Source organism: Stutzerimonas stutzeri, assembly GCF_002909485.1.
Taxonomy (GTDB): Bacteria; Pseudomonadota; Gammaproteobacteria; order Pseudomonadales; family Pseudomonadaceae; genus Stutzerimonas; species Stutzerimonas stutzeri_AH.
This window is the reverse complement of record NZ_PPXG01000005.1, coordinates 80,896-107,342: the sequence shown is the minus strand read 5'-3', so window position 1 is coordinate 107,342 and position 26,447 is coordinate 80,896. Positions and strand designations below refer to the sequence as shown.

The window sequence follows — 26,447 nt, the reverse complement described above, 5'->3', positions numbered from 1 at the left end:
CCGGGCGGGCCTCCTACAAAAGCACCAGCGACCGCACTGCCCTAGTGGGAGGCGCGCCCCGCGGCGAATACAGCCACCGTATTGCCCGAAGATCAAAAGCTTCGCCCCCGCGGCGAATACAGCCACCGCACCTACCCAAAGATCAAAAGCTTCGCCCCGAGGGCGGGCCTCCCACAAAAGCCAAGCGCCCGCACCGACCCAGTGGGAGGCGCGCCCCCGCGGCGAATACAGGCACCGCATTGCCCAGATCAAAAGCATCGCCCCGAGGGCGGGCCTCCCACGAAAGCATCAGCGACTCGCACCGTCCAGTGGCAGGTCCGTTATTGCACGTCCAGCACTGTGTACACCTGCGGCAGGGCGTTTACCCGAATGCCCACCTCATCTCCCACCTCACGACCGAGCAGGCCTTGCCCCAGCGGTGAGCGAGGCGAGATCACCAGGATTTCCCGCCCCTCGTGCTGCAACTTCAGTCCCGCCGCGTCGGGGCCAAGGAAAAACCAGCGTTCATGGCCGTCATGCTCCAGACATAGCAGCGCTCCGACCCGCACGTTACCGGCCGGACAAATACTCGGCTCCAGCTTGCGGTAAGCAGCAAGCGCCGTCTCGATCTCGTACAGGCGCCTCCGCTGGCCGTCAGCCAGGTAGGCGGCTTCCAGGCCACGGGTGTCGTACTTGTTCTCGGCCTTGCTTTCGGCATGGGTGGCCGCCTCGTGGGTGGCGGCCAGCACGGCTTTGGCGACTTCGCGGTCGGCTTCGAGGGTGGCGATGATCTGCTGCTGAAGGGCGGTCTTGTTCATGGGAGAGGCTTATAGCCCGGCGAAGCGCCGAAGGGAATGGCGTCATCGCCCTCCGGAGCCGCGCCGGGCTCGATGACCGCATCGGCCAGCCAGGGATTGCGACCCTCGGCTATCCACTCCAGCGTCTCACGCCAGAAACCGTTGCGGTGTCGATCATGGAACAGGCCGAAATGGCCGATGCGTTCGAAGCCCAGCGCGCGGGGGTTGAGCTGCACCAGCTGGCGTGGGCTGTTGCGAAAGTAGTCCAGCCCGCGGCGCATGGCCGCCAGCGTGGCGAACTCGTCGTCGCTGGTGCTGACCGCGAGGATCGGCGCACGAATCGCGGCGAAGCGGCTGAACAGCAATTCATGCTCGTGCGCCGGGTAGCTGTCTTCCAGCCGCGCGCCGCGCCGGGACCACTCGAGCGCGACACCTGCCGGCAGATCTTCCAGCCAGCCGAAGCGGCGCCCGGGGAAATAGCCGTAGAGCCGGGTCACCGCAGGCATGAACAGGTGCCACTTGGCATACATGCGCAGCCGCCGCTGGGCCGCGTAGTCGCGCCAATAGGCGTACTGCCCGGCGACGTTCAGATATCGATCCACCTCGCTGGCGGCTTCGGCAAAGCCCGGCATAAAGCCACCGGCGCTGTGCCCCACCGCAACCAGCAGCCCTTGCGGATCACGCTCGCGCATAAAGCGCACCGCGGCATCGAAATCGTATTCACCCCAGTCTCGCCAACGCATCTGCATGTCGCGCAGGCGCTGCGGCCGCGAGCCGCCGATGCCGCGAAAGTCATAGGTCAGGGCGGTAAAGCCATGCTCGGTAAGAAAACTGGCGTAGCGTGCGTAATAACGGGACAACACCCCGGTTGCGCAGCTGAGGATCACCGCACCGCGCTCAGTGCCTGCCGGCCGCCACAGCTGTGCGGCGAGGATGAAACCATCGGTGCAGCGCAAAGAAACGGACTCGGGCATGGCAACGACCTTCGAATTATTGTGCCGCCACCTTGCCCCGCAGCGCGGATTTTTGCCATAACCTGCCGGCACCTTTGGCCAGCGGCAGCAGTCTGTTTATGACAGCGCCATTACGCCAGGCCAACACAGATTGGCCGGCTCTGATGACGCCAGCGCAGTATCTCACCGTGGTTCCCAATGGCATTACCGCCCCGACTTACAGCACCAATGTGCTGAGGATTCCTGGCGGCTCGGAGAAAAGCATATGACCGGCGAACAGCTGATCGTCTTTGGCGTACTGGCGGCGACGCTGGTGCTGTTCGTCTGGAATCGCTGGCGCTACGACCTGGTCGCCCTCGGCGCGCTGCTTGCCTGTGCGCTGACCGGCGTGGTGCCGGCTGACGAGGTGTTCTCCGGCATCGGCCATCCAGCGGTGATCTCGGTGGCCGCGGTGCTGGTCCTCAGCCGCGGACTGCTCAATGCCGGCGTGGTGGATTCCGTAGCGCGGCGGCTGATGCAGGTCGGCGAGCGGCCATGGGCGCAAGTGGCCGCACTGACCGGAATCGTCGCGCTCAGCTCAGGCTTCATGAACAATGTCGGCGCACTCGCGCTGTTCATGCCGGTGGCCATCTGGATGTCGCGCCAGAGCGGCCGTTCGCCCTCGTATCTGCTGATGCCGCTGGCGTTCGGTTCGCTGCTTGGCGGCACCCTGACGCTAATCGGCACACCGCCGAACCTGATCATCGCCGGCTACCGCGCCGAGGCAGGCGAGGCCCCGTTCGGCATGTTCGCCTTTCTGCCGGTGGGCGCTGCAGTGACCGTCGCCGGCGTGCTGTTCATCGCCTTGCTCGGCTGGCGGTTGGTGCCGCGGCGGCAGGAACAGGAAGGCAACGGCGACCTGTTCGAGATCAGCGCCTACCTCACCGAAGTGCGGGTGCCGGAAAGCTGCAAGCACGTAGGGCGCACCCTGCACGCGCTGATCGATGCGGTGAAGGACGAGGCCGATGTGCAGGTGATCGCCCTTGTGCGCGACGACGAGCGCCAGCGCATGCCATCGACCTACGAGGTGCTGCGCGAGGGTGACATCCTGCTGGTGGAAGCAGATTCGGACAGCCTCAAGGCCCTGCTCGACGTCACCGGCGTCGAACTCGCGGCCAATGTCGAAGAACAGGAAGCCAGGGCGCGCGACGAGCAGCAGGCCGCAGAACAAGCGGTCAAGGATGAGAACGCCGAACAAGGTGAGAAAACCGAAAAGCCCGAGAAATCTCACAAGAGCCGGCATGGCGAACTGACCCTGGCCGAGGCCATTGTCTCCCCTGGCTCCATGCTGGTGGGTACTACGGCCACCGGCCTCGATTTGCGCGAGCGCCATGGCGTCAACGTGCTGGCTGTCGCACGCCAGGGTCAGCGCCTGCGCCAGCGCCTCGGGAACATTCGTTTCGCATCCGGCGACATCCTGCTGCTGCAGGCCCGTGAGAATGCCCTGCAATCGAGTCTCAACAGCCTGGGCTGCCTGCCGCTGGCGTCCCGTGGGCTAAGCATCACCACACCGCGCAACGTGCTGCTGGCCAGCGCCATCTTCGCGATCACCCTGGCGACAATCGCTTTCGGCCTGGTGCCAGCCGCCACTGCATTGGTCACCGGAGCGCTGGTGATGATTCTGGTCGGACTGATTCCTCTGGGCGGCATCTACGAAAGCATCGACATGCCCGTCATCGTGTTGGTCGCGGCCATGCTGCCGGTCGGCCAGGCGCTGGAAACCAGCGGGGGCTCACAACTGATTGCCGAAACCCTGCTGGGGCTGGGCCAGTCGCTGCCGCCAGCCGGGACGTTGGCGCTACTGATGGTGGCAGTGATGCTGATCTCCAACGTGGTCAACAACGCTGCCGCCGCGGTGCTCGCCGCACCCGTAGCGATCAGCCTGGCACGTGGGATGGACGTCTCGGCTGATCCGTTCCTGATGGCCGTGGCAATCGGTGCCTCCTGCGCCTTCCTGACACCCATCGGTCATCAGTCCAACACGCTGGTGATGGCGCCGGGCGGCTATCGCTTCGGTGACTATTGGCGGCTTGGTCTGCCGCTGTCGATTCTGGTGGTGCTCTGCGCCGTGCCGACGATCCTCTGGATCTGGCCCCTGTGAAACAAGTCCGACGGCGCCGAGTGGCGCCGTCGCTGGGGCTGATGCTCAGCTCGCCTTGAAACGGCTGACGTTGTCCAGCAGGGTGCCGGCCAGGTCGCTCAGGCGGCTGGCAGTGTGGTGGTTGGCGCCCACCGCTTCGCCGTTTTCCTCGGCCATGCGCGCGATGGTGGTCACCTGCTGGGCGATTTCCGCGGATGCCGCGCTCTGCTCGCGCAGCGCATTGGAAATCTCGGCGACCGTCGAAAGCACCTGGTTGGCCGCGTCACGGATGCCCCCCATGGCCTCACCGGCACGCTGAGCACGCGCCACGCCTTCGTTGACCTTCGCCACGCCCTGCTCCATGCCCTGCACTGCCCCCTCGGTGCCCTGCTGAATGGCCGCAACCATCTGCGCGATTTCCTTGGTGGAATTGGCGGTGCGTTCGGCCAGCTTGCGCACCTCATCGGCCACCACCGCAAAACCACGCCCCTGATCACCGGCCCGCGCTGCTTCGATAGCCGCGTTCAGCGCCAGCAGGTTGGTTTGTGCAGCGATATCGCCAATTACTCCGACGATGGCCGATATCTGCCCGGAACGCTCGCCCAGCTCGGCCACGGTGCGCGCTGAGTCGCCTACGGATATGGCGATCTGGCTGATTTCCTCGACCACTGCGGCAACGATCTCGCCACCCTGGCGCGACAGTTCGCCCGAGCGATTGGCCAGCGCATCGGCCTCGCCGGCGTTGCGCGCGATACTCTCGATGCCGACGGTCATCTGCTCCACGGCTGCCGCCATGCTCGATGCCGCATCGCTCTGGCATTGCGAGGCGACATGGATCTGCCCCGAAGCCGTCACCAGGTTACGGGCCGAGTCGGCGACGTGGTCGGAATTGTTTTTGATGCTGCCGATCAACTGGCACATGGACTCGGCCATGGCGTTGAAGCTGCCGGCCACATATCGCAGCTCGTCCCGCGCAGCGAGCTGGATATGCGCAGTGAGATCGCCAGCGGCAAGCCGCTCACTGCCGTCACGCAGGCTATGAATGCTGGTCATCACCGACAGGTACGCACCCACCGAGAGATAGCCGATAAAGGCCAATACCACCAGCAGCATGGCGAGGTTGCCATGCAGCATCTGTCGGGCGTCGTCGATACGCTGCTGCAGCAACTGGTCCAGGCTCGGCAGCAGCACGTCGTACATTTGCGTGTAGCCGATGCCAATCGCTTCGGTGGTCATGTCGAAGAACTGCGCCGATGAGGTGCTGCTGAAATCGCCGCGTACCACCATACCCTGCACCACGCGGTCGACCGCTTCACCGCGTTCGCGCAGGGTCGCCACCGCTCGGTTGAGCTGCGTCTGCAGCTCCGGCCGCTGGGCGATGACCTTTTCCATGCTGCGCTCCATCTCCACCGTAGCCGAGCGGATCTCCTCGGTCACCACGATCAACGCCGTGCGTTGCTCATCGCTGATCTCACCCTTGGCTAGCATCGCCGATGCACTGCCGCGCAGACGACCCAACCGCTCGATCAAAAACGGCAGGCGATTGACTGCTGTGGTCATCAGGTAATAGCTCTGCGGCTCCGGATCGAAGGTCAGGCCGTAAGCATCGGAGAGCAGCGTCTGGAAGTTCAATAGCTCGCCAATCAGCGCGGTATGCGCCTGATAGCTCTGCGGGTGCGACCAGCCCTGCACGCTCCGCTTGATCTCGTCCCAGTCGCGGCCGATGTTTTGCCATTCGCGCATGCCACGTTTGTCGTCGGCCAGCACGCGGTTCATCTCGGCCATGGCTGCATCGACGCTAGCTTGCAGCGCGATACGGCGATCGGCCATGGCGGAATTGCCGCCCAACAGCATGGCCGACACGCCGCGGTGCTGCTGAGTCAGCTCCACCAGCTTGGACAGCGGTCGCGCCAGGGCAGATGCCACCAGCTCGTTCTCGGCACGCTCGATGGTGCGGTTGAGCTGACTGGCTATGGTCCACATCAGGCTGGCGAAGGCGAGAAATACCAGCAAGCCGATCAGGGCGAACTTGCTCGGGTAGTTGAGCCGGTTCATCAGCAGTTCGGCAGGGGCAAAGACGAGTTTCATGGGGCATTCCTAGGCGGCACGAGGCGCTACACGAAGCTGATCGACGTCGAGTTACCCCGGGCGGTTACCGAGACGCTTTCAGCCGGTCAGAACGAAATGAGATCTGCCGCGCAAAATACGGAGCCGACTCGGCGGTCACCCTGACCAGAATCAAGATCGAAGGGCAAAAGACCGGCGCCAGCAAGCCGTCTATCCGGCTGCACGTTCCAACGTCACCTCTGCGTCGAGGCATTGGTGCACCAATGGGCGAACTCCGACGTGCCAATGCAATCCCACCACCCTGTGATCTCCTTCTTTGGCAGTAGGGCTTTACCTGAGCCCGCAAGCATGAATAAAGCCGCCCCTTTCGACGCAACGAGGTAGCCATGACGGCGCCAGCCACCGCAGCCACTCCGCCCCTCTCCGCCCGTGCCGTGCTACTGCTCGAGCTGGCGCTGGCCATGGGCGGCTTCGCCATTGGCACCGGCGAATTCGCCATCATGGGTCTGATGCCAAACGTCGCCGAAGGGTTGGGCATCAGCGAACCCCAGGTCGGCAACGTCATCAGCACCTATGCCATGGGTGTAGTGGTGGGCGCGCCGTTGCTGGCGATCCTCGGTTCACGGCTGTTCCGCCGGCACCTGCTGCTGTTGCTGATGGGCTTCTTCGCCCTCGGCAACTTCGCCAGCGCCCTAGCGCCGGATTATTCGACGCTGATGATCTTCCGCTTCATCACCGGCCTGCCCCACGGGGCCTATTTCGGCGTGGCGATGCTGGTAGCCGCCTCCATGGTGCCGCCGGACAAACGCGCCCAAGCGGTAGCGCGCGTGCTGATGGGGCTGACGGTGGCAATCCTGATCGGCAACCCGCTGGCCACCTGGCTCGGGCAATGGCTGAGCTGGCGCTATGCCTTTGCCCTCGTCGGCGCCATCGCCCTGCTGACGGTATTGCTGGTGGCGCTGTTCCTGCCGTTGAACCGCAACGAGCCGCGCAATAGCCCGCTGCACGAAATCCGCGCCTTCAACCGGCCGCAGGTCTGGCTGGCGCTGGCTATCAGCTCCATTGGCTTCGCCGGGATGTTTTGTGTGTTCAGCTACATGGCACCCACGCTACTGGAAGTCACCGGCGTCAGCGCCGGCTGGATTCCGTTTGCCCTCGCTGCGTTCGGCCTCGGGGGCATCGTCGGCAATCTGGTCGGCGGCTGGCTGTTCGATAAGCTGCGCTTCAAGGCGGTCGCCTGGCTGCTGTTGTGGAGCGCGCTGGTGTTGCTGGTATTTCCGCTGGCGGCGCACTCGGTATGGACGATCTTTCCGGCAGTGTTCGCCGTGGGCACCATGGTGTCGCTGTCACCCGCGCTGCAGACCCATCTGATGGATGTCGCGGCGGATGCCCAAACCCTGGCTGCCGCCTCCAACCACGCCGCCTTCAATGTCGCCAATGCGCTTGGGCCCTGGCTCGGCGGCCTGGCGATCACGGCGGGCTTTGGTTGGACTTCCACCGGCTACATCGGCGCGGCTACGGCCGTTGGCGGCCTGCTGGTGTTCGCCTGGGCCTGGAAAATCGAGCGCGCGGTGAACAATGCCGAGTCGAGCCCGGTGACCTGCTGCTGATTCCGCCGCCGGTTGTCCGCTGGCAGCGCCCATGGCGCGCAACATGCAGTAATCAGTGAAGCGAAGGCCCGCATTGCAGATCATTCTGCGAGCGGGTCCTATCTATAGCTTCTGATTTCGAGATCCTGACATTGCAGCGCTTTTTCCTGTTCCGAAGTAAAACCCGGCGGCTCTGCCTGCTGCTGATTACCCTGTTCGCCGTTGGCCTGCCAGTGGGCTGTTCGGTGCTCGAACAGAAAGAGCGCGAGCTGGTGTTCCGTATCGAACCGGGCACCGCCTCCTGGTTCAGCGGCCTGCCGCGCGGCATCGAAGAATTGCAGCTGACCCATTCGGCATTCGGCGACGAGCAGAATATTCACGCTTGGTGGTGGCCGGCTGCCGATGCCGACGCGCCTGCGCTGCTCTATCTGCACGGCGTGCGCTGGAACCTCACCGGCCATTTGTTCCGCCTGGAGCAGCTGCGCGCGCTGGGCTTCTCCGTGCTGGCCATCGACTACCGAGGCTTCGGCCAGAGCCTCGGCGACCTGCCGTCGGAACGCAGCGTCTATGCCGACGCTCGCATCGGCTGGGAACGCCTGAAAGAACTGCAGCCAGACGCCGGCAAGCGCTTCATCTACGGGCATTCGCTTGGCGGCGCAGTGGCCGTCGATCTGGCGTCCGAGCTGGGGCAGCAGGCCGAGCGCGACGAAACACCGGCCGAGGCGCGCGCGTTGATCATCGAATCGACCTTCACCTCGCTGGCGGACGTGGCGACGGAGGTGTCCGACACTACCTTGCCGGTGCGCTGGCTGCTGTCGCAGAAGTTCGACTCGGTGAAGAAGATCGACCGCATCGGCATGCCGTTACTCGTAGTCCACGGCACCGAAGACCGCTATGTCCCGGCGCGCTTCAGCGAACAGTTGTATCAAGCTGCACGCCAGCCCAAACAGCTTTTGCTGGTCGAGGGCGGCACGCACAACAACAGCCTGCGTGTGGCGCTCGGCGCCTATGGCCGGGCGCTGCAGGCGTTGCTGGAATCCGCCACGCAGCCGTCTGTGGAAATCTCCAGGCGCGGTTAGGCTTGGCGACGAGAGGATAGAGGATAACGGTTGGCCGCCCTGCGCCCCGGTGCGGACCTCGCCGTAGGGTGGGTTCAGCCCACCAGCCGATACACCGCGGGACTTCCCGGTGGGCTAAAGCCGACCCTACGTAACGGAGGTGAGTCGCCCGGCAGTGCGGCTGAACCCCTTAGCGCTGCAGCCCTTCGAGCAAGGCACGGTGGAACGCTTCCGGTGCCTCGACCTGGGGGGAATGCCCCAGATCAGGAAAGGCCACTAGCGTCGCATCCGGAATCTTCGCGGCGGCGTGACGACCCAGTTCCGGATAATTGCCCAGGCGCTTGGCGACGTCCTCCGATGCACGGTTGGCGCCCGGCGCGGTGCGATCCAGCCCGCCGATCAGCAGCAGGCTCGGCGTTTTGATCCGTGAAAACTCATGGATCACCGGCTGGGTGAAAACCATCTCCGAGGTCTGCGCCTGGTTCCAGGCGACCTGCTCCTTGCCCTTTCCGGCATACATCCCGGCCAGCATGCCGACCCAGCGGTCGTACTCCGGCTTCCAGTTGCCGTTGTAGTAGAACTTCTGCTGGTAGGCCTTGATGCTGTCGAAATCGGTCTTGAGTTCGGACTGGTAGAGCTGATCGATCGAAGCGTACGGTACGCCTTCGGCCTGCCAGTCCTCCAGGCCGATGGGGTTGACCAGCACCAGCTGCTCGACCCGCTGCGGGTAGTTCAGCGCCAACCGCGCCGCCAGCATGCCGCCCATGGAGTGGCCGATCACGGTGACCTGTTCGATGTTTTCCTGCTCCAGCAGCGCCTGCGTATTGTGCGCCAGTTGGGCGAAGCTGAACTGATAGCCCTCGGGCTTGCTGGAGCTGCAGAAGCCGACCTGATCGGGTGCGATCACCCTGTAGCCGGCATCGCTGAGCACCTCGATGGTGCGCTCCCAGGTCGCACCGCAGAAGTTCTTGCCATGCAGCAATAGCGTCGTGCGACCGTTCGCCTTGCCAGGCGGCGCAACGTCCATGAAGGCCATCTGCAGCGCCTTGCCCTGGGACTCGAAACGGTAGTGCTTGAGCGGATGCGGATAGCTGAAACCTTCCAGCTGCGGGCCGTAGGCCGCTCGGCTTTCGGCCAGCAGTGGCAGGCTGAGGGTTAGACCGGCGGCAAGCGCCAGGGCGGACACGGCTGTTTTCACGCGCGACTCCTGTTCAGTACGGATCGGGAAACTCCGTACATAGGAATGCATTCGTGCAGCCAGGTTCGCGGTCCGATTGCGACATCGCATGTCCCGACCGCGTCACCCTTACAGACGGAAGCGCCCGACCAGCTGGTTGAGGTGCGTCGCCAGGCGTGCCAGCTCGTCGCTGGCCACCGAGGTCTGCTGCGCACCAGTAGCGCTCTGCTCGGAGATGTCACGAATGGCCACCAGGTTGCGGTCCACCTCGCGGGCGACCTGCGCCTGTTCCTCAGCCGCACTGGCGATTACCAGATTCATCTCGTTGATCTGTCCCACCCGCTCGGCAATCAGGCCCAGCGCCTGGTCCGCTTCGTCGGCCATCGCCTGGCTGCGCGAGGCGAATTCGCTGCTCTGCTGCATATCGCGCACCGACTGCTCGGTAGCACTCTGGATCGCGCCGATCATGCGCTCGATCTCCTGGGTCGAACTCTGCGTGCGTTGCGCCAGGTTGCGCACTTCATCGGCGACCACCGCGAAGCCGCGCCCGGCCTCGCCGGCCCTAGCCGCTTCAATGGCGGCGTTCAAGGCCAGCAGATTGGTCTGATCGGCAATCGAGCGGATCACATCGGCGACCTGGCCGATGCTCGCCGCTTCCTCCGCCAGCCGCGCCACGGTGCCGGCAGACTGCTGCAAGCGGTCGCTGAGCTGGTGAATGGTCTGGCGCGTCGCGGTGACCTGATGGCGGCCCGCATCGGCGACAGTCTCGGCGTCACGCGAAGCGTCGGACGTCCGGTTGGCGTTGCCAGCGACCTCGTCCACCGCTGCCGACATCTCGGTAACCGCCGTGGCCGCCATCTGCACTTCCTCGTTCTGCTGATGAATGCCCTGGGCGGTATGCTGGGTGACCGCGTGCAACTCCTCGGCCGCCGAAGCCAGCTGCGTGGCAGAGCCCTGAATGTCCTGCAGCGTATTGCGCAATGTCTGCTGCATCTGGCGGATCGACTGCTGCACCTCGGTGATCTCGTCCCGACCACGGCAATCGATGGTACGGCTCAGATCGCCGGCGGCAACCGATGCAGCGGCCTGCTTCAGCTCTTCCAGCGGTCGGCTGATGCTGCGTAGCAGCACCATGGCAAACAGGCCGCCGCCGATCAGCAGCGCCAACAACAGGCCGATATTCAGCACGCGGTTGCGTTCATACAGTGCCAGCGCCTGGTCGTACTCGGCCTTCGCTTCGCCCAGCTGCAGCTCGATCAATTGGGTGAAGCCTTCGGAAATAGGGTCGATCAGCGGATATAGATCGTTGATGACGAACGCTGCCAGACGCTTCTCGCTGTGGCGGTCGAGAATGCGCTCAAGGCCGTCGAGTGGCTCGTCCGCCTTTTTCATCAGCGCTTCGATACGAGCGGACGCCAGGCGTTCGGCCTCGATCAGATCAGTGCTCAGATACTCATCCCAGATCCGACGGATCTCCGCACGAGCATTGCGCACGTCATCACGTGCCTGCCCATAGCTGAGCATCCCGCTGCGCGTCTTGTGCGTGGTATCGACGATCTTCACCGCATACAGGTCGGCGATAAGCTTGAGGTCACGCAGCGGCACGACACGATCGAGGTAGACGGTGTTGAGGCCAGCCACACTGCGCTGCTGCGCATTCAGCCCTGTCAGGCCGATGACCAGACAGGCGGTTAGCATCGCCCCGACCAGTATCAACAGGCGGGTACGGATAGTCAGTTGCTGCATCATTCGTTCTTTCCATATGGCGTGCCGGCTTGGAGGGCGGCAATTGGCAAGTAAGGCGCGACTTTCGAATAGTTGGGCGCAGCGCGACCGATGAGTGTCGGTCGATGTCCTGTTGCAGGACGTCATAAGCGGATTTGGGCGAGGTACTTGTTGTTGAATCCTCGAAAGCTTGCGACCTGAATAAAGGCATTGTGCTAGCAAGCAGTTCGGTATCGGCCGTACCGCCGCAGCCTTTAACGAAAGCTGTAACCAAATCTAGCTCGCAAGGCCCATGCCAGAGCGGACGTAGCAGCGTTCGAGGGAGATGGCTTCGGCGACTCACCGAGCCAGCCAGATGCCTCACCAACGACGATGTGCTGGCCGAGATCGCCATACCACCTCATCAGGTCGACAGCGCATGCGACTAATGGCGCAGCCCAGACTGTGCGCTGCTGCACATCGCTCACCGGAGCAGGTGATACCTTCGCGCCCCACAAATTGCAGCAGGGGACCTGTCGTGAAATCGCTCATCCAGACCACCGTTCTGGCGTTGTCCAGCCTCATCGCCAGCCATGCATTCGCCGACGTGCAGCCGTCACGCAACCTGGCAGAGGCGGTGAAGAACTTCTCCGAATACAACACTCGGCTGGAGCAGACCATGGCACAGGGTCTGACTCCGCAGAACATGGCACAGATCCATGAACTGACCTACACGCTGAAAGACGCGCTAGAGAAGATCAACGAAGAAATGGACGGGCTGACCGACACCCTGGAAGAGATCCATATCGCCTCTGAAGCGCAGGACGCCGACGAGGTGAAAAGCCACGCCACCGACTACCTGAAAACCGCGCGAACGGTGATCAAGTAATCCGCACGCCCATCAGGGTTCGACCGGCAGAATATCGAAACCGATGCGGTTGTCGCTGGTCACGCGAAACTCCAGACTCTGCCCAGCCTGCACCTGTGCCAGCTTCTCGCGGCGCAGGCTGAGCTTGCCGCACAGCGTGTCATCCAACGGATCGGTACCGATGCTTACGATCCGCGCACCAGCCGGGACCTGAAAACGCACCCGCTCACCAACATGAATGCGCGCCGCCAGCTCGCGATCGATCAGCACGGCGATATAGCAACCACCACCGCGCATGCCGTAATCCCGCGTTACCACCACCTCACCGGCATTCTCCAGCGGCTGCTGATAGGCCAACACTCGGTCGGTCGGCACCGGCACGACATCCTCGGCACCGGGCTGCCAGGAAGTGCAGCCTGCCAGGGCCAGTAGTGCAGGAAAAACGAGGGTCAGGCGCATGTGAGCTCCTTGGCTGGGGACGAAACGGCTTGCCGTGGCCATGGAGCATGCCAGAGCACGGAATGATTGCTAGAGTCGGATCTTATTTTCGTATCGATAGCGGCAGGTGGAACGTGAACATACCGGACGACAGCCAGCCACGCTTCTGGCGCGATGCCGCCCTGCCCTTTCTCGAAGCGCGCGCCGTGGCCGATGGCCGCAAGGTCTGCTACGCACCGCATTGCCACGAAACCTTCTCCATCGGAGCGATTACCGCGGGCGCCAGCACCTATTTCAACGGCGACGCTCGGGTGTGCGTTACCCGCGGGACACTGGTGATCATCAACCCGCAGACGGTCCATGCCTGCAACCCCATCGACGGCCAAGCCTGGTCTTATCTCATGTTCTATGTCGACGCGCGCTGGCTGGGGTCGCTGCAGCTGGAATTGGGCGCCAGTATCGACGGCACCTTCGTGCCCTATGCGCCGATCCAGAGTCTCGACCCGGCACTGTTCAACGGGTTGACTCAGCTCTATGCCACGCTGCTCGATCCGCTGGCCGACGTCCTGAGCATGCAGAGCGCCGCAATCGAATACTTCACCTTGCTGCAGCAAACACTGGCGCCTGCACCGCCGGAATCGTGCGGCGAGCCGCTGCTGCAACTGAGTCGCGCGGCCGACTATATCGCCGAACACTGCACTGAGGCGCTGCGCCTGGAAGACATCTGTCAGGCTGCCGGACTGTCGCCCTCCTACCTGATCCGTACCTTCAAGCAGCACTACGGCATGACCCCGCATGCCTATCTGCTCAATCGTCGTATCCAGCGCAGCCAGCATTGGCTTCGCCAAGGTCACGACCTCGCGGAGGTTGCGCTGGCCGCAGGCTTCGCCGACCAAGCGCACTTCCAGCGCACCTTCAAACGCCAGCTGGCCGCAACGCCCGGGCAATACCGCGATCGCACCGGCTCGGGCTCAACCGGCCACTAGATACAGGGCGCTACCGGCCAGCAAGACCGCCATCGTCCGGTTCAGCCAACGCACTCGCGACGGCTCCTGCAGGTATCGACTGAGAAAGGCGCCGGCGCCGGCCCAGCAGGCAATCGAGGCATAGCAGATCAGGAAGTACAGAGCGGCGAACAGCCAGACCCGCAGAACATCGCCGTTTGCCGCAAACAAGCCCATCCCGGCGACGGAAGCCAGCCAGGCCTTGGGATTGAGCCACTGCATCAGCGCCCCATCGAGCAACGAGGGGCCACCACTGGCGGCAGCAGGTTCGAGCCGACCATCGTCAGCGGCCAAACGCCAGGCCATGTACAACAGAAAGGCCACACCGCCCCACTGGATGCCACGCATCAGCATCGGCGCGCGCTCCAGCAGCTCGTAAAGGCCGAGGCCGATCAGCAGCAGTAGCAGCGTAAAACCGATGGTGGCGCCAGCGATATGCCGCCCGCTGGCGCGAAAGCCGAAGCGCGCGCCGCAGTTCAATGCCACCAGATTGACCGGCCCCGGCGTGATCGAAGACGCCAGGGCGAACGCGGCCATGGAGAGATAAAGGTCCATAAGTGCTCTACTTGCCGATCCGAAGAAGGGCAGCAGACTACTGGCTCAGAACGCCACCTTATTGAAGGAAATTACCCTGTATCCGCTACAGGTGATGGCTGCCCGGGTAGGGCCGTTCTTCTTCCAGCTCGCCATCGCGCCCGATGACTTCGACCGATGCAGTGCGGCCCTCCATGAAGGCGTCCAGGGCGCTATACATCTCGTCCTTGGTGAGGGTACGCAACACGGTTTCCTGCGATTGCTGGTCTTCCAGCTCCCAGCCCGTTTCGGTAGGTCTGACCTGATAGATGTTCATGGCGATTCCTCTGCATCGGAAATCCCGCCAATAGCGGGAATGAGGTAGGTAAGGAGCTATTCCGGCTGGCCGGAGCCGTCGTCGCCCTGAATGTCCGGGTCGTCTGGGAGCACTTCCGGCTCGTCGGGATCGTCCAGGCGCGACGGTTCTTCGTCGAAATCCGGATCTTCGCCGGGCTCCTTTTCGCCCCCGTCGGTCATGGTCACATCAGGCTCATCGGCTGTTTGCTGGTCGTCCGGTTTCATGCTTGCCTCGCCTATTGCAGTGTGTGGCTGATAACGATTGGAGGGGCCAAACGACGCCGCGTTCGTGGCGCGACGTGCCGGCGGTCCGAAGGTTGTCGCTACAACTCGAAGCCGCCGAAACGGGCTTTCTACGGCCCGCCCACTTGCGCAGGAACAAGCGCGACCATCCAACCGATTGCGCTGCCCGTTCAGCTCCACCACACTGCCCACTCACACAACCGCAGTCGGAGATTCCATGCAGACACTCACCCCACAATCCCGCGCGGCCATTCTCGAAAACCCGGACGCCCTGGAATGCACCCTGTACCGCCCCGACGAATACGACGAGGAAGCGGAAGAGCAGGACCTTGGAGACGCACGCATCATCATTTCGGGGCCCTTCCAAGCCCCCGCCGAATGGGATGCCAAGGACCGTGACGACTACTTCGACGGCACCTCGCCGGAAGCCTTCGTCACCGGCCGCATCGCCTGCCAGGCAGCGCCCGATTCCGGCGTCTACTTCACCGCCGTACCCGGCGATTACGCCGCCGTGACCGAAGGCCCGGGCAAGGTCTCGATGTTCTACGTCTGGGACTGCCTGAACGATGCCGAAGGCGAATACGTCCTGATCCGCGAGGAAGAAGAAGAGGTCTGATCCAGTGACTTCCCGCTGGATGTAGAACGCGACAACCACCCTACGGCCCCAGCACCATCCGTAGGGTGGGCTTCAGCCCACCGAAAAGCCGCAACACCAATGGTGGGCTAAAGCCCACCTACTGCGCTAAGTCGCAGCACGTTGTGCAAATCGAAGCAGATCGCCCCTCGCGCTCTGGCAGCTTCGAGCCGCACCGCCCCTTTTACACCTGCGCTGACCTCGTGGCGTTGCTTAGCTGTCTACCCCGGTAGACACTCAGCTCGCTCACCATCAACTACGAGGATCTGCATGCGTTCCTTGACTAGCGCCTGGCAGTCGCCGGTTTCGCGGATGAAGCTGGTTGCCGGCCTTCTGCTGCTGTTGGCCGCCCTGCTCTACATCGTCGCGACACGCTTCGAGGCCAGCCATCCGGCGTGGGGCTACGTCGCCTCGTTCGCCGAAGCGGCCATGATCGGCGCGATTGCCGACTGGTTCGCCGTCACCGCCCTGTTCCGCCGCCCGCTGGGCCTGCCGATCCCGCACACCGCGATCATCCCGCGTAGCAAGGCGCGCATCGGCCAGAGCCTGTCCAGTTTCATCACCACCCATTTCCTCGCCACGCCGCTGGTGCTGGCCAAGTTGCAGGAACTCGACATTGCCTCGCGTCTGGCCGGCTGGCTGCGCCATCCGAGCAATGCGCAAGCCGTCGGACGTCGACTCACCGGTGTCGCGCATTTCGGCATCGCCGCGCTGCACGACGAGCGCGTGCGCGCCTTCGTCGAGGCCAAGGTCACCACGCGGCTGCGCAAGTTCGACCTCTCCGCGCCGCTGGCCCAGGCCTTGCGCGTGCTGACCAGCCAGGGCCGGCATCAGGCGATGCTCGACGAGCTGCTGATCCGCCTCGATTCGATCATGCAGGACGATGAAACCCGCGCGCTGGTCGCCGATGCAATCAGCCGGGAAATCCGTACCCTCCGCTATCTGGGCCTGAGCCGGCCGGTGAGCGGCTGGTCGGCAAACAAGTTCGTCGACGGCCTGTCCGCGCTGATCGCCGAGATCGCCGCCGATCCCGAGCACCTGATCCGCCAGCGCTTCGACGAGCACGTCAGTGAATACATCGAGCGCCTGGAGCAGGACCCGCAATACGCCCTGGAGGTCGAGCGCATCCTCGCGCAACTCCTCGAGCACCCGGCCACCAGCGCCTATTTCGGCAATCTCTGGCAGGAACTCACGGCCTGGCTGGAAAGCGACCTGGCCAGCGACGACTCACGCATCGGCCGGCGCATCGTCAGCCTTTGCAGCGGCCTGGGCGACGGCCTGGCCGCGGACGAATCCATGCGCAACTGGATCAACGAGCAGCTGCTGGCGGCCGCGCCCGGGCTGCTGGAGCGCTACCGTGGGCAGATAGGCGCCTATATCGCGCAGCGGGTGGAGAACTGGGAAAGTCGCGAGCTGGTCGAGCAGTTGGAACAGAGCGTCGGCAAGGATCTGCAGTACATCCGCATCAACGGCACGCTGGTCGGTGGACTGGTCGGTTTGGCGTTGCATGCGCTGACACAGCTGTTCGCCGGCTGATGTGTCTCAGGCACTACGCATTTGCGCACTGATCCGGCTGGCGCTGTCTGCACAGCCAAGCGGCTGGTCCCAATGCAAGGTGGCCGGCGTGCCGCTGAGGTACCACAGGCGATTGGCGAGCTCGTCGGCATCACGCGCATCGTGAGTCACGCAGATCATTGCCATGCCGGGGTGCCGGTCCAGCAGGCGAGCAATCAGTCCGCGCAGTTCGGCGGCGCGGTCCGCATCCAGCGAAGCAAAGGGTTCATCGAGCAGCAGTAGGTCGGGTTTGATCGCCAAGGCGCGGGCCAAGGCGGCCCGACGCGCCATGCCCAGCGAAAGCTGATCGGGCAAACACTCGCCCGCCTCACTCAAGCCGACGTCGGCCAATAGTCGCTCGCTATCCGCCGCGCTGGCACCGACCAGTGCCAGGTTCTGCAGCACGGTGCGCCAGGGCAGCAGGCGGTGTTCCTGAAACAGATAGCCGACCCGCAACCCGGCACGTTGCGCGATCATCGGACTCAGGCACGGATCGAGCCCGGCGATGGCGTTGAGCAATGTGGTCTTGCCAACGCCGGAAGGCCCGAGCAGACAGATACGCTCACCTTCATGCACCTGCGCATCGATCATGCCCAGCACCGGGTGGCGACCGTTCAGACGCATCTCAAGCATGGCGCACGCCCGCTTCGCGCCAGGACGATGCGCGGCGCTCCAGCGGCTGCAGCAGGGTCAGCTCGATCAGCTGGACTACCGCGATGAACGCCAGGCTGTACGCCAGAATGCTCGCCACATCGAACACCTGAAAGGCCATGTGCAGCTGAAAGCCGATGCCATCGGAGCGCCCGAGCAGCTCGACCACCAGCACGATCTTCCAGATCAGTGCCAGCCCGCCGCGGGTTGCTGCCATCAGATAGGGAAACAGCTGCGGCACCCAAACATCGGCGACCCGGTGCCAACGCGTGAAGCCGTAGACGCGGGCCATCTGTTCCAGCTTGGGATCGAGGCTGCGTGCGCCCTCGCGCACTGTGACCGCCACGTTCGGCACCTTGTTGATCACCACTGCCAATACTGCCGCGGCCTCCACCAGCCCGAACCAGACGTAGAGCAGGATGATGGTGACCAGCGCCGGCAGGTTGAGAAACAGCACCAACAGCGGATCGAGCAGCGAATTGGCCAGGCGCGATCGCCCCATCCAGACGCCGAGCAGCGTGCCCAGCGCCATCGCCAGCACGAAAGCGATCAGCACCCGGCGCAGCGTCACCAGCAGGTGCTCGGGTAGTTCGCCGCTCTGTACCGCCAGCCAGAAGGTCTCGAGCACTGCAGCGGGGCTCGGCAGCAACGGCGTCTGCAACACCAGCGCAACGATTGCCCAAAGCGCCACTGCCATCGGCAAGGCTATCCAGCAGGCCCAGCGTGAGCTGCTCATGGCGTGCTCTGGAACAGCGCGACCGGCATCAGCTTCGCCGGATCGGCGCCGGTGAGGATCAGCAATCGCTGCAGGTCGGCGATACGCGCCTGATCCAGCGGCTGCGGGATGCCTTCAACGAAACTGTCGCGCAGCGCGGCGAACACGCCATCCTCGTCGGCACGCATCAGCGGCCGCAGCGCCTGCCAGTGCGCGGGCTCGTTGGCGAGCTGGTGTTTGGTCTGGCCCAACGCCGTGGCGAAACGCTGCAGCAGTGCCTCATGCTCGGCGGCCCATGACTCGGCGAACAGATAGCCGAGCACCGGCAGTTCAGGGTCGAGTTCCAGCGACTGCAGCAGATCGGCCAGCCCAAACGCCGCCTGTACCCCGCCCTCGCCGCGCATGCGCGCGGAGAAATGCCAGAAGGTCAGCAGCGCATCCACCTGACCACGGCGAAGGGCCTGGCTGAGCAGTGGTGGTGCCGCGCTTTGAACAGTCGCCTGTTTGGCCAGATCGATTCCGTCCTGGGCCGCGGCATGCTGCAGCAACTGCCAGCCCAGCCCGTCCGGCCCGCCAGCGACACCGATGCGCTTGCCGCGCAGGTCGGCCAGCGTCCGGATGGCGCTGCCTTCGGGCACCAGCACTTCACCGATCTGCGAGGAAAAGGGTACGTAACGATAGGCCGTGCCGGCCTGGTAGCGCGCCTGCGCCCAGAGCAGATCGCTCACCGCACCGTCTACGCTGCCGCTGGTCAGCGCCAGCCGCGAGGCCGGTACATCGGCCACCAGCCTTACCTTCAGCTCGAAGCCGTTGGCGCGGTCCAGGCCCTGACGTTTGAGATGCTCCAACTCCCAGTGCGGCGTGCCGAACTGCAGGGCGCTGAGAGTCAACACCGGCAGCTCCTGCGCCTGCGCGCACAAGGGCAGCAGCACCAGCGCCAGCAGCACAAGGCGAGCGCGTCGAATGAACAGGATGAGGACCGGCAAGAAAGGCATCATGCCTGCAGGGTACGAAGCCCCCTGCCGGGCACGAATTGTACTTTGGTGTCTGTTGGCTGCTGCGATGGTCGCAGCGGGCTTGACCCCGCCACGACATCGCAGCCTGGCTCAGCCCTGCGCGGCGATACGCTGCTGCAAGCGCGCCTGTAGCTTTTCCAGCTCGGCCGGATCGGCCTTGCCGGCGGCATGGATACCGAGCCCCTCGCCCGAGTAGCGCGGCACGATATGTACGTGGATGTGGAACACCGTCTGGCCCGCCGGCGCGCCGTTGAACTGCGCGACCTGTACACCATCGGGCTGCAGCTCGTCGACGATCACGCGGGTGAGCTTCTGCACCACAGCCATGACCTTGGCTAGCGCCTCGGTATCCACATCGAGGATGTTGCAGGCCGCCGAACGCTTCGGGATTACCAGCGTGTGGCCGAAGGATTGCGGGAACAGGTCGAGGAAGGCGAGCACGTTGTCATCTTCGTAAATTTTGTAGCAAGGAGCATCGCCACGAATGATCTGGGCGAAGATGTTTTGCGGGTCGTAGGGGGTGGTCAGGGACACCTTGGCTTCTCCGGCAAGTCGAAAACACAAACCTTAGCATTCTCTGCGCGCCAGCGACTTGCGCAGCGATGCTTCGGAACGTTGCGGTCATGGCGGCGCTCTCAATCTCATCATCCCCGCGATCCGAGGTTATTCCGATGATGCACGCCCGCGCCGTCGCCCCGATTGCAGCTGCAGTCGCCCTTTGCCTGTCTTCCCTGTCCGCCATGGCTGCCGACATCAAGCCCTCCGAACTGCTCGATCAGGCCAAAGCCGAACAGCCCGCCTATATCGAGACCGTCAAGCAACTGGTCGCGGTGGATACCGGCACAGGGCAGGCGGCGGGCTTGGCCACGGTCAGCAAAATGCTGGTCGAGCGTCTGCAGGCACTGGGGGCCGAAGTCAGCACCAGCCCCGCGACGCCATCGGCCGGCGACAACATCGTCGGCACCCTCAAGGGCACTGGCAGCAAGGACTTCCTGCTGATGGTGCATTACGACACGGTATTTGCCGAAGGCACCGCGCAGGAGCGCCCGTTCCGCATGGACGAGCAGCGCGCCTACGGGCCCGGTGTGGCTGATGCCAAGGGTGGCGTGGCGATGATTCTGCATGCGCTCGAACTACTCAAGGCGCAACAGTTCGACGGCTACGGCACGATCACCGTGCTGTTCAATCCAGACGAGGAAATGGGCTCGGCCGGTTCGAAGAAGATCATCGCCGAGCTCGCTCGCAAGCATGACTACGTCTTTTCCTACGAGCCGCCGGACAGCGATGCGGTGACCACCGCCACCAATGGCATCAATGCGGTGATGCTAGAGGTGAAGGGCAAGTCGTCCCACGCCGGCTCCGCGCCAGAAGACGGTCGCAACGCCGTGCTGGAACTGGCGCACCAGCTGGTGCAGCTCAAGGACCTGGGCGACCCGGACAAGGGCACCACGGTCAGCTGGACCATGATCGCCGGCGGCGAGAAGCGCAATATCATCCCGAACAAGGCGACCGCCGAGGCGGACATGCGCTATTCGGATATCAGCGAAACCGACCGTGTGCTCGCCGATGGCCAGAAGATCATCAAGGAACAGCTGATCGACGACGCCCGTGTCGAACTGCGCATCGACAAGGGTCGCCCACCACTGGCGAAGAATCCGGCATCGGAGCGCCTGGCCGAAACCGCGCAGCGCCTGTACGGCGAGATCGACCAGCGCATCGAGCCGATCGCCATGCGCTTCGGCACTGACGCCGGCTACGCCTACGTGCCGGACAGCGACAACCCGGCCGTGCTGGAAACCATGGGCGTGGTCGGTGCCGGGCTGCATTCGGAAGACGAGTACATCGAGCTGTCGAGCATCGCGCCGCGTCTGTACCTGACGACGGCGATGATTCGTGCATTGTCTGCCGAAGACGCCGCGCGCTGACACGCTAGCCAGGCCCGAGCGAGGGGCGAAGGTCGCAGTAGGCGAAAGCCGGCGCTGCGGGTATCTTCGCCACCTCTCAGTACAGGACCTTCCGCCCAATGCACCGCCTCGTCACCCTTTGCGCACTGGCGCTGTTCGCCTGCACCGCTCACGCCAAGGTTGAAGTGCTGCCGCTGGAGCACGAAGACCAGGGGCTGGTGCTGGTCGCGCGGGTTACCGAGCAGATCGCTCCCGGTGATTACGAGGCACTGCTCAAGGGCATCACGGCTCACCCTGGCAAACATGCGCGCAAGCTGCTCATCCTCGACAACATTGGTGGTAGCGCCGCGGAAGCCATGCGCATGGGCTATCTGCTGCGCGAGACCGGTTTCGATGCCCTGGTGCCTGCCGCTGCGGTCTGCCAGGGCAGCTGCATCTATTTGCTGGCGGCGGGGCGACAGCGCACCGTGCGTGGCCATGTTGGCCTGCACCGGCCGCATATCGCCAGCGGAGAGTCAGCGCTGTCGATTGCCCAGCGACCACACCGCACACCACGCATTTATTTTCGGGACATGGGCGTGAATACGCGGTTGGCCGACGACATGCAGCTGATCGAGCCAAGGCGCATGCGCGTACTGACGCCCAAGGAGCTCGCGCATTACCGGCTGCAGTAACGTGAGCCGCGCGCTGCACTGCTGCATTCCCGCAATCACGCTGCTGCTCGGCCTTGCCCTCGGCATGATCGAGCCGATGGGCGCGCTGTCCGTTCTGCTATTCGCTGGCTGGCTTATCGCTCAGCCCCGCTTGCCCCGCCCGCTGTGGCTATTTGGTGCGCTGCTCGGGGCCCTGCTACTCGCCGCGCACCTGCTGCCAGGCTTTACCCCGCTGCCACTCGGAGCACCGCAGGATCTGGGCGGGGCATTGCCCTGGCAGCTGCGCATCAGCCCGGACAAGGCGATGGTCGCGGCACTGCTGCTGGCCTGGTGGCTGGGCCAGCCACGAACGGATTGGCGCTCGATCAGACTCCCCCTGCTTGCGTCAGGTGCTTGCCTGATTCTCGTCCCCCTGCTGGCACTGGCCTCTGGCGTGCTGGGCTGGCAACCGAAATGGCCGGCGCTGTTCCTGCCCTGGCTGCTGGTCAACCTGGGCATCACCTGCCTGGCCGAAGAGCTGATTTTTCGCGGCCTGCTGCAGCGCGAGCTGGTCCGCCGCTTCGGTGCGGCCATCGGCATCGGCCTGGCGACGGCCCTGTTCGGCGCCGCGCACCTGCCGGGCGGCTTCGGTTTCGCCGGGCTCGCCACGCTGGCAGGTCTGGGCTACGGCCTGGCCTTCCATTACTCCGGTGATCGCCTGTGGGTCGCGGTGTTTCTGCACGGTGCGGTCAACAGCCTGCATCTGCTTCTGCTGACCTATCCACTGCCCTGAGCAAAGAATTCTCAAAGACCTGTCGATTCCTTCCGCGCCCGTTCGACCAATGATCGGAGCCGGCGGAAATTGCCGTATGCCCGTCTAGGCTCTTTCCATTCCACTGAAGGAGTCCACCGATGCGTTTCATGGTGATGATCAAGGCCACCCCGCAAACCGAAGCTGGCGAGATGCCCAGCGAGGACGTTCTCGCGGCGATGGGCCGCTACAACGAAGAACTGGCCAGCGCTGGCGTCCTGCTCGGCGGTGAAGGACTACAGCCCAGCCGCAAGGGCGCGCGCGTCCGGTTCAGCAACGGCCAAAGCAACGTGATCGACGGCCCGTTCGCCGAAACCCGTGAGCTGATCGCCGGCTACTGGCTGTTCCAGACCGCCTCGCTGCAGGAGACGATTGACTGGATCAAGCGCTGCCCGCCGTCAGCCATCGGCGATGCCGAAATCGAGATCCGCCAGATATTCGAAGCGGAGGACTTCGGCGCCGAATTCACTCCCGAACTGCGCGAGCAGGAAGAGCGCCTGCGCGCGCAACTCAACCACTGAGCACAAGGAGCAAGCAATGAAGATCACCACTTACCTAACCCTGGACGGCACCACCCGCGAGGCGTTCACCTTCTACAAAGACGTACTGGGCGGCACGCTGGAGATGATGACCTTTGCCCAGGCACCGGATGCCGAGCAGTTTCCCGCCGAGTATCGCGAACGGATCATGCACGCCTGCCTGAACCTCGGCGATGGTGTGCTGATGGCCTCCGACTCCTTGCCCGACACCTGTGGCGGCGGGCCATACGAAGGCATCAAGGGTTGCTCGGTTTCCCTGCATCCAAGCAGCGTGGGCGAAAGCGAAAAGCTGTTCGCTGCACTGGCCGAGGGCGGCACAGTGGTCATGCCGCTGGAAAAAACCTTCTGGGCCGAGCGCTTCGGCATGCTTACCGACCGCTTTGGCGTGTCCTGGATGGTCAACTGCGAATAAGGCTGACCGCAACCTGCCGTTTTCACGTCAGTAACGGTATTCGTGGTTGATTCGCATTTGGAGAGGCGGCGTCTTTGTTATAACGTATCGCACCTCCTGGCGGGCACAGTGTTCTGCGCCCGCGTCGCGATCATCCCGTTGTGAGCCGTTCATGCCATCCCCCAACCTCACCCTGCCAGCCTCGGCGCGCCTGCAATCCATCGACGCGCTGCGCGGCCTGGTGATCCTGTTCATGCTGCTGGACCATGTCCGCGAAACCTTCCTCCTCCATATGCAAGTGCCCGACCCGATGGACGTCGCGGTCACCGAGCCGGCGCTGTTCTTCAGCCGCACGCTGGCGCATCTGTGCGCGCCGGTGTTCATCTTCCTCACCGGCCTGTCCGCTTTCCTTTATGGAGAAAAGCATCAGGACCGTCGTGCGGTGTCGAGCTTTCTGCTCAAACGCGGGCTGTTCCTGGTGGCGCTGGAGTTCACCTTGGTGAACTTCGCCTGGACGTTCCAGTTCCCGCCACAGGTGATCTATCTGCAAGTCATCTGGGCCATCGGCCTGAGCATGCTGGCATTGTCGGTGCTGCTCTGGCTGCCGCGCCCAGCGCTGATCGTGCTGGGACTGGTGATCATTGGCGGGCATAACCTGCTCGATCCGCTGCAGTTCGCAGCAGACTCCGCGCTTCACGTGCCATGGGCGATCCTGCACGACCGCGGCTGGCTCGAGGTTTCGGAAAGCCTGCGCCTGCGCACCTCCTACCCGCTGCTACCGTGGATCGGCGTGATCGCTCTCGGCTATGCCGCCGGCCCCTGGTTCGGCAGGAACGCGGACGCCGAGCGACGTCAGCGCTACCTGGGCGGCTGGGCTCAAGGCGCCCTGCTCACCTTCATCCTGCTGCGGCTGATCAACGGCTACGGTGAGCAGCACTGGGTCGTCGGCGAAGACGGTCTGCGCACCCTGATGAGCCTGCTCAACATCACCAAGTACCCGCCGTCGCTGCTGTTCCTGTGCCTGACGTTGGGTTGCGGCCTACTTCTGCTGCGCTACTTCGAACGCAAGCAGGGTAGCGCCTGGCTGCGACCGCTCACGGTGTTCGGCGCCGCGCCGATGTTCTTCTACCTGCTGCACCTGTATGTGCTGAAGCTGCTCTATATCGCCGCCGTGGCTATCTGGGGCCTGAACCGCGGCAATCACTTCGGTTTCGACGCAGTGTGGCCGCTGTGGCTATGCACCGTAGCGCTGGCTGTGGTCCTGTTCCCGGCGGTGCGCTGGTTCGCCGAACTCAAGGCGCGGCGCAGGGACATCACCTGGCTCAAGTATCTGTAGGTACACCAGCGCGGTCGCCTGCTATGCGCCCTCGAATGAATCGCTTTCGAAGGCGCGTAGCCTGGCTCAGTCGTGCAGGTCTCAGAACAAGCCGAGCGTCCAGGCGACGAAGAACAACACGAGGGAAAAGCCCCACATCCACCACAGCGAGTAGCGGATGTGTCGGCCCAGATCGAGACCGGCAAGCCCGAGCGCGAGCCAGAGCGCTGGCGAGAACGGGCTGATGAACGTTCCGATGATGTTGCCGATGGTCATCGCGTACACCACGCTCGCCGGCTCGACGCCATGGTTCGCCACCACTTCCAGGGTGACCGGCAACAGACCGAAGTAGTAGGCGTCGGTACTCAACATCAGCTCCATCGGCAGACCGAAGACGCCAAGGATGATGTGCAGATTGGGCACCATCGAGGCTGGCAACACCTGAACCAGATCCTGCGCAATGGATGTCAGCATGCCCGTGCCCGTGAAAATCCCCAGCATCGAACCGGCTGCCAGGATGATCATGCCCATGCTCAGGGCCGCCGGTGCGTGCGCCGCGATGCGTTGCATTTGCGCCTTGCCGCCGGGGTAGTTGATCAGCAGCACCAACGACAGCCCGATCATGAAGATATAGCCGGCCGGCAACACGCCGGCGAACAGCGAAATCAGCACCAACAGGAACAGCCCACCATTGACCCAGAGCCGGCCGGGACGCTCAAGAGCGCGCTCTTCATCGGTGGGCTCGTGAAGATTGTGTTTGCTTTCGACCAGGACACCGGCATCGGCACCACCGACGCCTGATGCGATGCGCCTCTGCTCACGCCAGCCCAGCAACGCCGCCAGCGCCACCAACAGCACCACGCCGACGCCCTGAATGGCGATCAACGGACGCCACAGCTCGGTGACTTCGATACCCGTGACCGCCGCCGCACGACCAAGCGGCCCTGCCCAGGGCACCATATTGAAGATGCCGGCGCCCAGGGCCAACAGCAGCAACATCAGGTAGGGACTCATGCGCAGCTGCCGGTAAAGCGGCAGCAAGGCCGGAATCGTCAGCAGAAAAGTGGTCGCACCGGCGCCATCGAGGTGGGCCAACATACCGATCACTGCGGTGGCCACCGTAACGGCGATGACATTGCCGCGGGTCAGCTTGACCATTGTTCCGATAATGGGGCGGAACAACCCGGTATCCTGCAGCACGCCAAAAAAGGTGATGGCGAAGACGAACATGGTGGCAATGGAGATCACCTTGCCAAGGCCATCGGTAAAGAACCCGGTAATGGCCTCCAGCCCAAAGCCGGCCAGCAGCGCGCCTGCCAGGGGTACCAGAATCAGCGGCAGAATGGGCGCCATGCGCCCGACGAGCAACAACACAACCAGGCTGCAAATGGTCAACAGACCAATAAGGGTCAACACAGC

General features: G+C 63.9%; 27 protein-coding genes. 13 read left to right on the top strand and 14 right to left on the bottom strand.

What is annotated here, in order from left to right:
* Positions 1–320: 320 nt before the first annotated feature.
* Both CXK91_RS13145 and CXK91_RS13140 read right to left on the bottom strand, forming a co-directional pair.
* Positions 321–797, bottom strand: a complete 477-nt coding sequence (locus CXK91_RS13145; protein ID WP_103456583.1) for a GreA/GreB family elongation factor — start codon at positions 795–797, stop codon at positions 321–323.
* A complete protein-coding gene (locus CXK91_RS13140) occupies positions 794–1,750 on the bottom strand; it encodes an alpha/beta fold hydrolase (RefSeq protein ID WP_103456582.1) in 957 nt (318 codons plus the stop codon). The genes CXK91_RS13145 and CXK91_RS13140 overlap by 4 nt, the downstream gene beginning before the upstream one ends.
* Before the next feature lie 244 nt (positions 1,751–1,994).
* Here CXK91_RS13140 and CXK91_RS13135 point away from each other — a divergent pair, with 244 nt between their 5' ends.
* Complete coding sequence (locus tag CXK91_RS13135) at positions 1,995–3,869, top strand: SLC13 family permease (protein ID WP_103456581.1); 1,875 nt, start codon at positions 1,995–1,997, stop codon at positions 3,867–3,869.
* A 45-nt stretch (positions 3,870–3,914) separates the two neighbouring features.
* Here the strand turns inward: CXK91_RS13135 and CXK91_RS13130 are convergent, their stop codons facing one another.
* A complete protein-coding gene (locus CXK91_RS13130; protein ID WP_103456580.1) occupies positions 3,915–5,936 on the bottom strand; it encodes a methyl-accepting chemotaxis protein in 2,022 nt (673 codons plus the stop codon).
* A gap of 365 nt (positions 5,937–6,301) precedes the next feature.
* Between CXK91_RS13130 and CXK91_RS13125 the strand changes: the two genes are divergently transcribed.
* Together CXK91_RS13125 and CXK91_RS13120 are read left to right on the top strand one after the other, a co-directional pair.
* Positions 6,302–7,525: an MFS transporter gene (locus CXK91_RS13125; RefSeq protein ID WP_103456579.1), complete on the top strand. Its 1,224-nt coding sequence runs from the start codon at positions 6,302–6,304 to the stop codon at positions 7,523–7,525.
* A 131-nt stretch (positions 7,526–7,656) separates the two neighbouring features.
* The gene (locus tag CXK91_RS13120) at positions 7,657–8,583 is read left to right on the top strand and encodes an alpha/beta hydrolase (RefSeq protein ID WP_103456578.1); all 927 of its coding nucleotides are present in this window, start codon (positions 7,657–7,659) and stop codon (positions 8,581–8,583) included.
* Between the two features lie 169 nt (positions 8,584–8,752).
* Here the strand turns inward: CXK91_RS13120 and CXK91_RS13115 are convergent, their stop codons facing one another.
* Both CXK91_RS13115 and CXK91_RS13110 read right to left on the bottom strand, forming a co-directional pair.
* Positions 8,753–9,760 (bottom strand): alpha/beta fold hydrolase, encoded by a 1,008-nt coding sequence (locus CXK91_RS13115; protein WP_103456577.1) that lies wholly within the window; start codon positions 9,758–9,760, stop codon positions 8,753–8,755.
* 108 nt (positions 9,761–9,868) lie between these two features.
* A complete protein-coding gene (locus tag CXK91_RS13110; RefSeq protein WP_103456576.1) occupies positions 9,869–11,488 on the bottom strand; it encodes a methyl-accepting chemotaxis protein in 1,620 nt (539 codons plus the stop codon).
* Positions 11,489–11,981: 493 nt separating this feature from the next.
* On the opposite strand from CXK91_RS13110, the gene CXK91_RS13105 reads away from it, so the two are divergent.
* Positions 11,982–12,332: a DUF6746 family protein gene (locus CXK91_RS13105; protein WP_103456575.1), complete on the top strand. Its 351-nt coding sequence runs from the start codon at positions 11,982–11,984 to the stop codon at positions 12,330–12,332.
* A gap of 12 nt (positions 12,333–12,344) precedes the next feature.
* On the opposite strand, the gene CXK91_RS13100 is transcribed toward CXK91_RS13105, so the two are convergent.
* Positions 12,345–12,770: a 3-isopropylmalate dehydratase gene (locus CXK91_RS13100; RefSeq protein ID WP_103456574.1), complete on the bottom strand. Its 426-nt coding sequence runs from the start codon at positions 12,768–12,770 to the stop codon at positions 12,345–12,347.
* Positions 12,771–12,883: 113 nt separating this feature from the next.
* On the opposite strand from CXK91_RS13100, the gene CXK91_RS13095 reads away from it, so the two are divergent.
* Entirely contained in the window at positions 12,884–13,735 is an 852-nt protein-coding gene (locus CXK91_RS13095; protein ID WP_103456573.1) for an AraC family transcriptional regulator, read from the top strand.
* Here the strand turns inward: CXK91_RS13095 and CXK91_RS13090 are convergent.
* The 3 genes from CXK91_RS13090 to CXK91_RS13080 form a co-directional block, all read right to left on the bottom strand.
* A complete protein-coding gene (locus tag CXK91_RS13090; protein ID WP_103456572.1) occupies positions 13,721–14,308 on the bottom strand; it encodes a LysE family translocator in 588 nt (195 codons plus the stop codon). The genes CXK91_RS13095 and CXK91_RS13090 overlap by 15 nt on opposite strands.
* 85 nt (positions 14,309–14,393) lie before the next feature.
* Positions 14,394–14,603 (bottom strand): hypothetical protein, encoded by a 210-nt coding sequence (locus CXK91_RS13085; protein ID WP_103456571.1) that lies wholly within the window; start codon positions 14,601–14,603, stop codon positions 14,394–14,396.
* Positions 14,604–14,659: 56 nt separating this feature from the next.
* Positions 14,660–14,848 carry a hypothetical protein gene (locus CXK91_RS13080; RefSeq protein WP_103456570.1) on the bottom strand — a complete coding sequence of 63 codons (189 nt, stop codon included), beginning with the start codon at positions 14,846–14,848 and terminating at the stop codon, positions 14,660–14,662.
* A 235-nt stretch (positions 14,849–15,083) separates the two neighbouring features.
* On the opposite strand from CXK91_RS13080, the gene CXK91_RS13075 reads away from it, so the two are divergent.
* Both CXK91_RS13075 and CXK91_RS13070 read left to right on the top strand, forming a co-directional pair.
* Complete coding sequence (locus CXK91_RS13075; RefSeq protein WP_103456569.1) at positions 15,084–15,482, top strand: hypothetical protein; 399 nt, start codon at positions 15,084–15,086, stop codon at positions 15,480–15,482.
* A 288-nt stretch (positions 15,483–15,770) separates the two neighbouring features.
* A complete protein-coding gene (locus CXK91_RS13070) occupies positions 15,771–17,036 on the top strand; it encodes a DUF445 domain-containing protein (protein ID WP_103456568.1) in 1,266 nt (421 codons plus the stop codon).
* 6 nt (positions 17,037–17,042) lie between these two features.
* Here the strand turns inward: CXK91_RS13070 and CXK91_RS13065 are convergent, their stop codons facing one another.
* The 4 genes from CXK91_RS13065 to CXK91_RS13050 form a co-directional block, all read right to left on the bottom strand.
* Positions 17,043–17,687: an ATP-binding cassette domain-containing protein gene (locus CXK91_RS13065; protein ID WP_103456567.1), complete on the bottom strand. Its 645-nt coding sequence runs from the start codon at positions 17,685–17,687 to the stop codon at positions 17,043–17,045.
* Complete coding sequence (locus tag CXK91_RS13060; RefSeq protein WP_103456566.1) at positions 17,680–18,441, bottom strand: ABC transporter permease; 762 nt, start codon at positions 18,439–18,441, stop codon at positions 17,680–17,682. The genes CXK91_RS13065 and CXK91_RS13060 overlap by 8 nt, the downstream gene beginning before the upstream one ends.
* Positions 18,438–19,418, bottom strand: coding sequence for an ABC transporter substrate-binding protein (locus CXK91_RS13055; protein ID WP_103456565.1), 981 nt, complete (start codon positions 19,416–19,418; stop codon positions 18,438–18,440). Before CXK91_RS13055 ends, CXK91_RS13060 begins: the two co-directional genes overlap by 4 nt.
* 108 nt (positions 19,419–19,526) lie before the next feature.
* Positions 19,527–19,970, bottom strand: coding sequence for an HIT family protein (locus CXK91_RS13050; RefSeq protein ID WP_103456564.1), 444 nt, complete (start codon positions 19,968–19,970; stop codon positions 19,527–19,529).
* Between the two features lie 140 nt (positions 19,971–20,110).
* Here CXK91_RS13050 and CXK91_RS13045 point away from each other — a divergent pair, with 140 nt between their 5' ends.
* The 6 genes from CXK91_RS13045 (at position 20,111) to CXK91_RS13020 (ending at position 25,049) form a co-directional block, all read left to right on the top strand.
* Entirely contained in the window at positions 20,111–21,361 is a 1,251-nt protein-coding gene (locus CXK91_RS13045; protein WP_103456896.1) for a M20/M25/M40 family metallo-hydrolase, read from the top strand.
* Positions 21,362–21,459: 98 nt separating this feature from the next.
* Positions 21,460–22,014 carry a hypothetical protein gene (locus CXK91_RS13040; protein ID WP_003283875.1) on the top strand — a complete coding sequence of 185 codons (555 nt, stop codon included), beginning with the start codon at positions 21,460–21,462 and terminating at the stop codon, positions 22,012–22,014.
* A gap of 1 nt (position 22,015) precedes the next feature.
* Positions 22,016–22,765: a lysostaphin resistance A-like protein gene (locus tag CXK91_RS13035; protein ID WP_423833900.1), complete on the top strand. Its 750-nt coding sequence runs from the start codon at positions 22,016–22,018 to the stop codon at positions 22,763–22,765.
* A 119-nt stretch (positions 22,766–22,884) separates the two neighbouring features.
* Complete coding sequence (locus CXK91_RS13030) at positions 22,885–23,304, top strand: YciI family protein (RefSeq protein ID WP_103456563.1); 420 nt, start codon at positions 22,885–22,887, stop codon at positions 23,302–23,304.
* 16 nt (positions 23,305–23,320) lie between these two features.
* Complete coding sequence (locus CXK91_RS13025; protein ID WP_103456562.1) at positions 23,321–23,734, top strand: VOC family protein; 414 nt, start codon at positions 23,321–23,323, stop codon at positions 23,732–23,734.
* 151 nt (positions 23,735–23,885) lie between these two features.
* Complete coding sequence (locus CXK91_RS13020) at positions 23,886–25,049, top strand: DUF1624 domain-containing protein (RefSeq protein ID WP_103456561.1); 1,164 nt, start codon at positions 23,886–23,888, stop codon at positions 25,047–25,049.
* Between the two features lie 81 nt (positions 25,050–25,130).
* On the opposite strand, the gene CXK91_RS13015 is transcribed toward CXK91_RS13020, so the two are convergent.
* Positions 25,131–26,444, bottom strand: a complete 1,314-nt coding sequence (locus CXK91_RS13015) for a CitMHS family transporter (protein WP_103456560.1) — start codon at positions 26,442–26,444, stop codon at positions 25,131–25,133.
* Between the last annotated feature and the right edge of the window lie 3 nt (positions 26,445–26,447).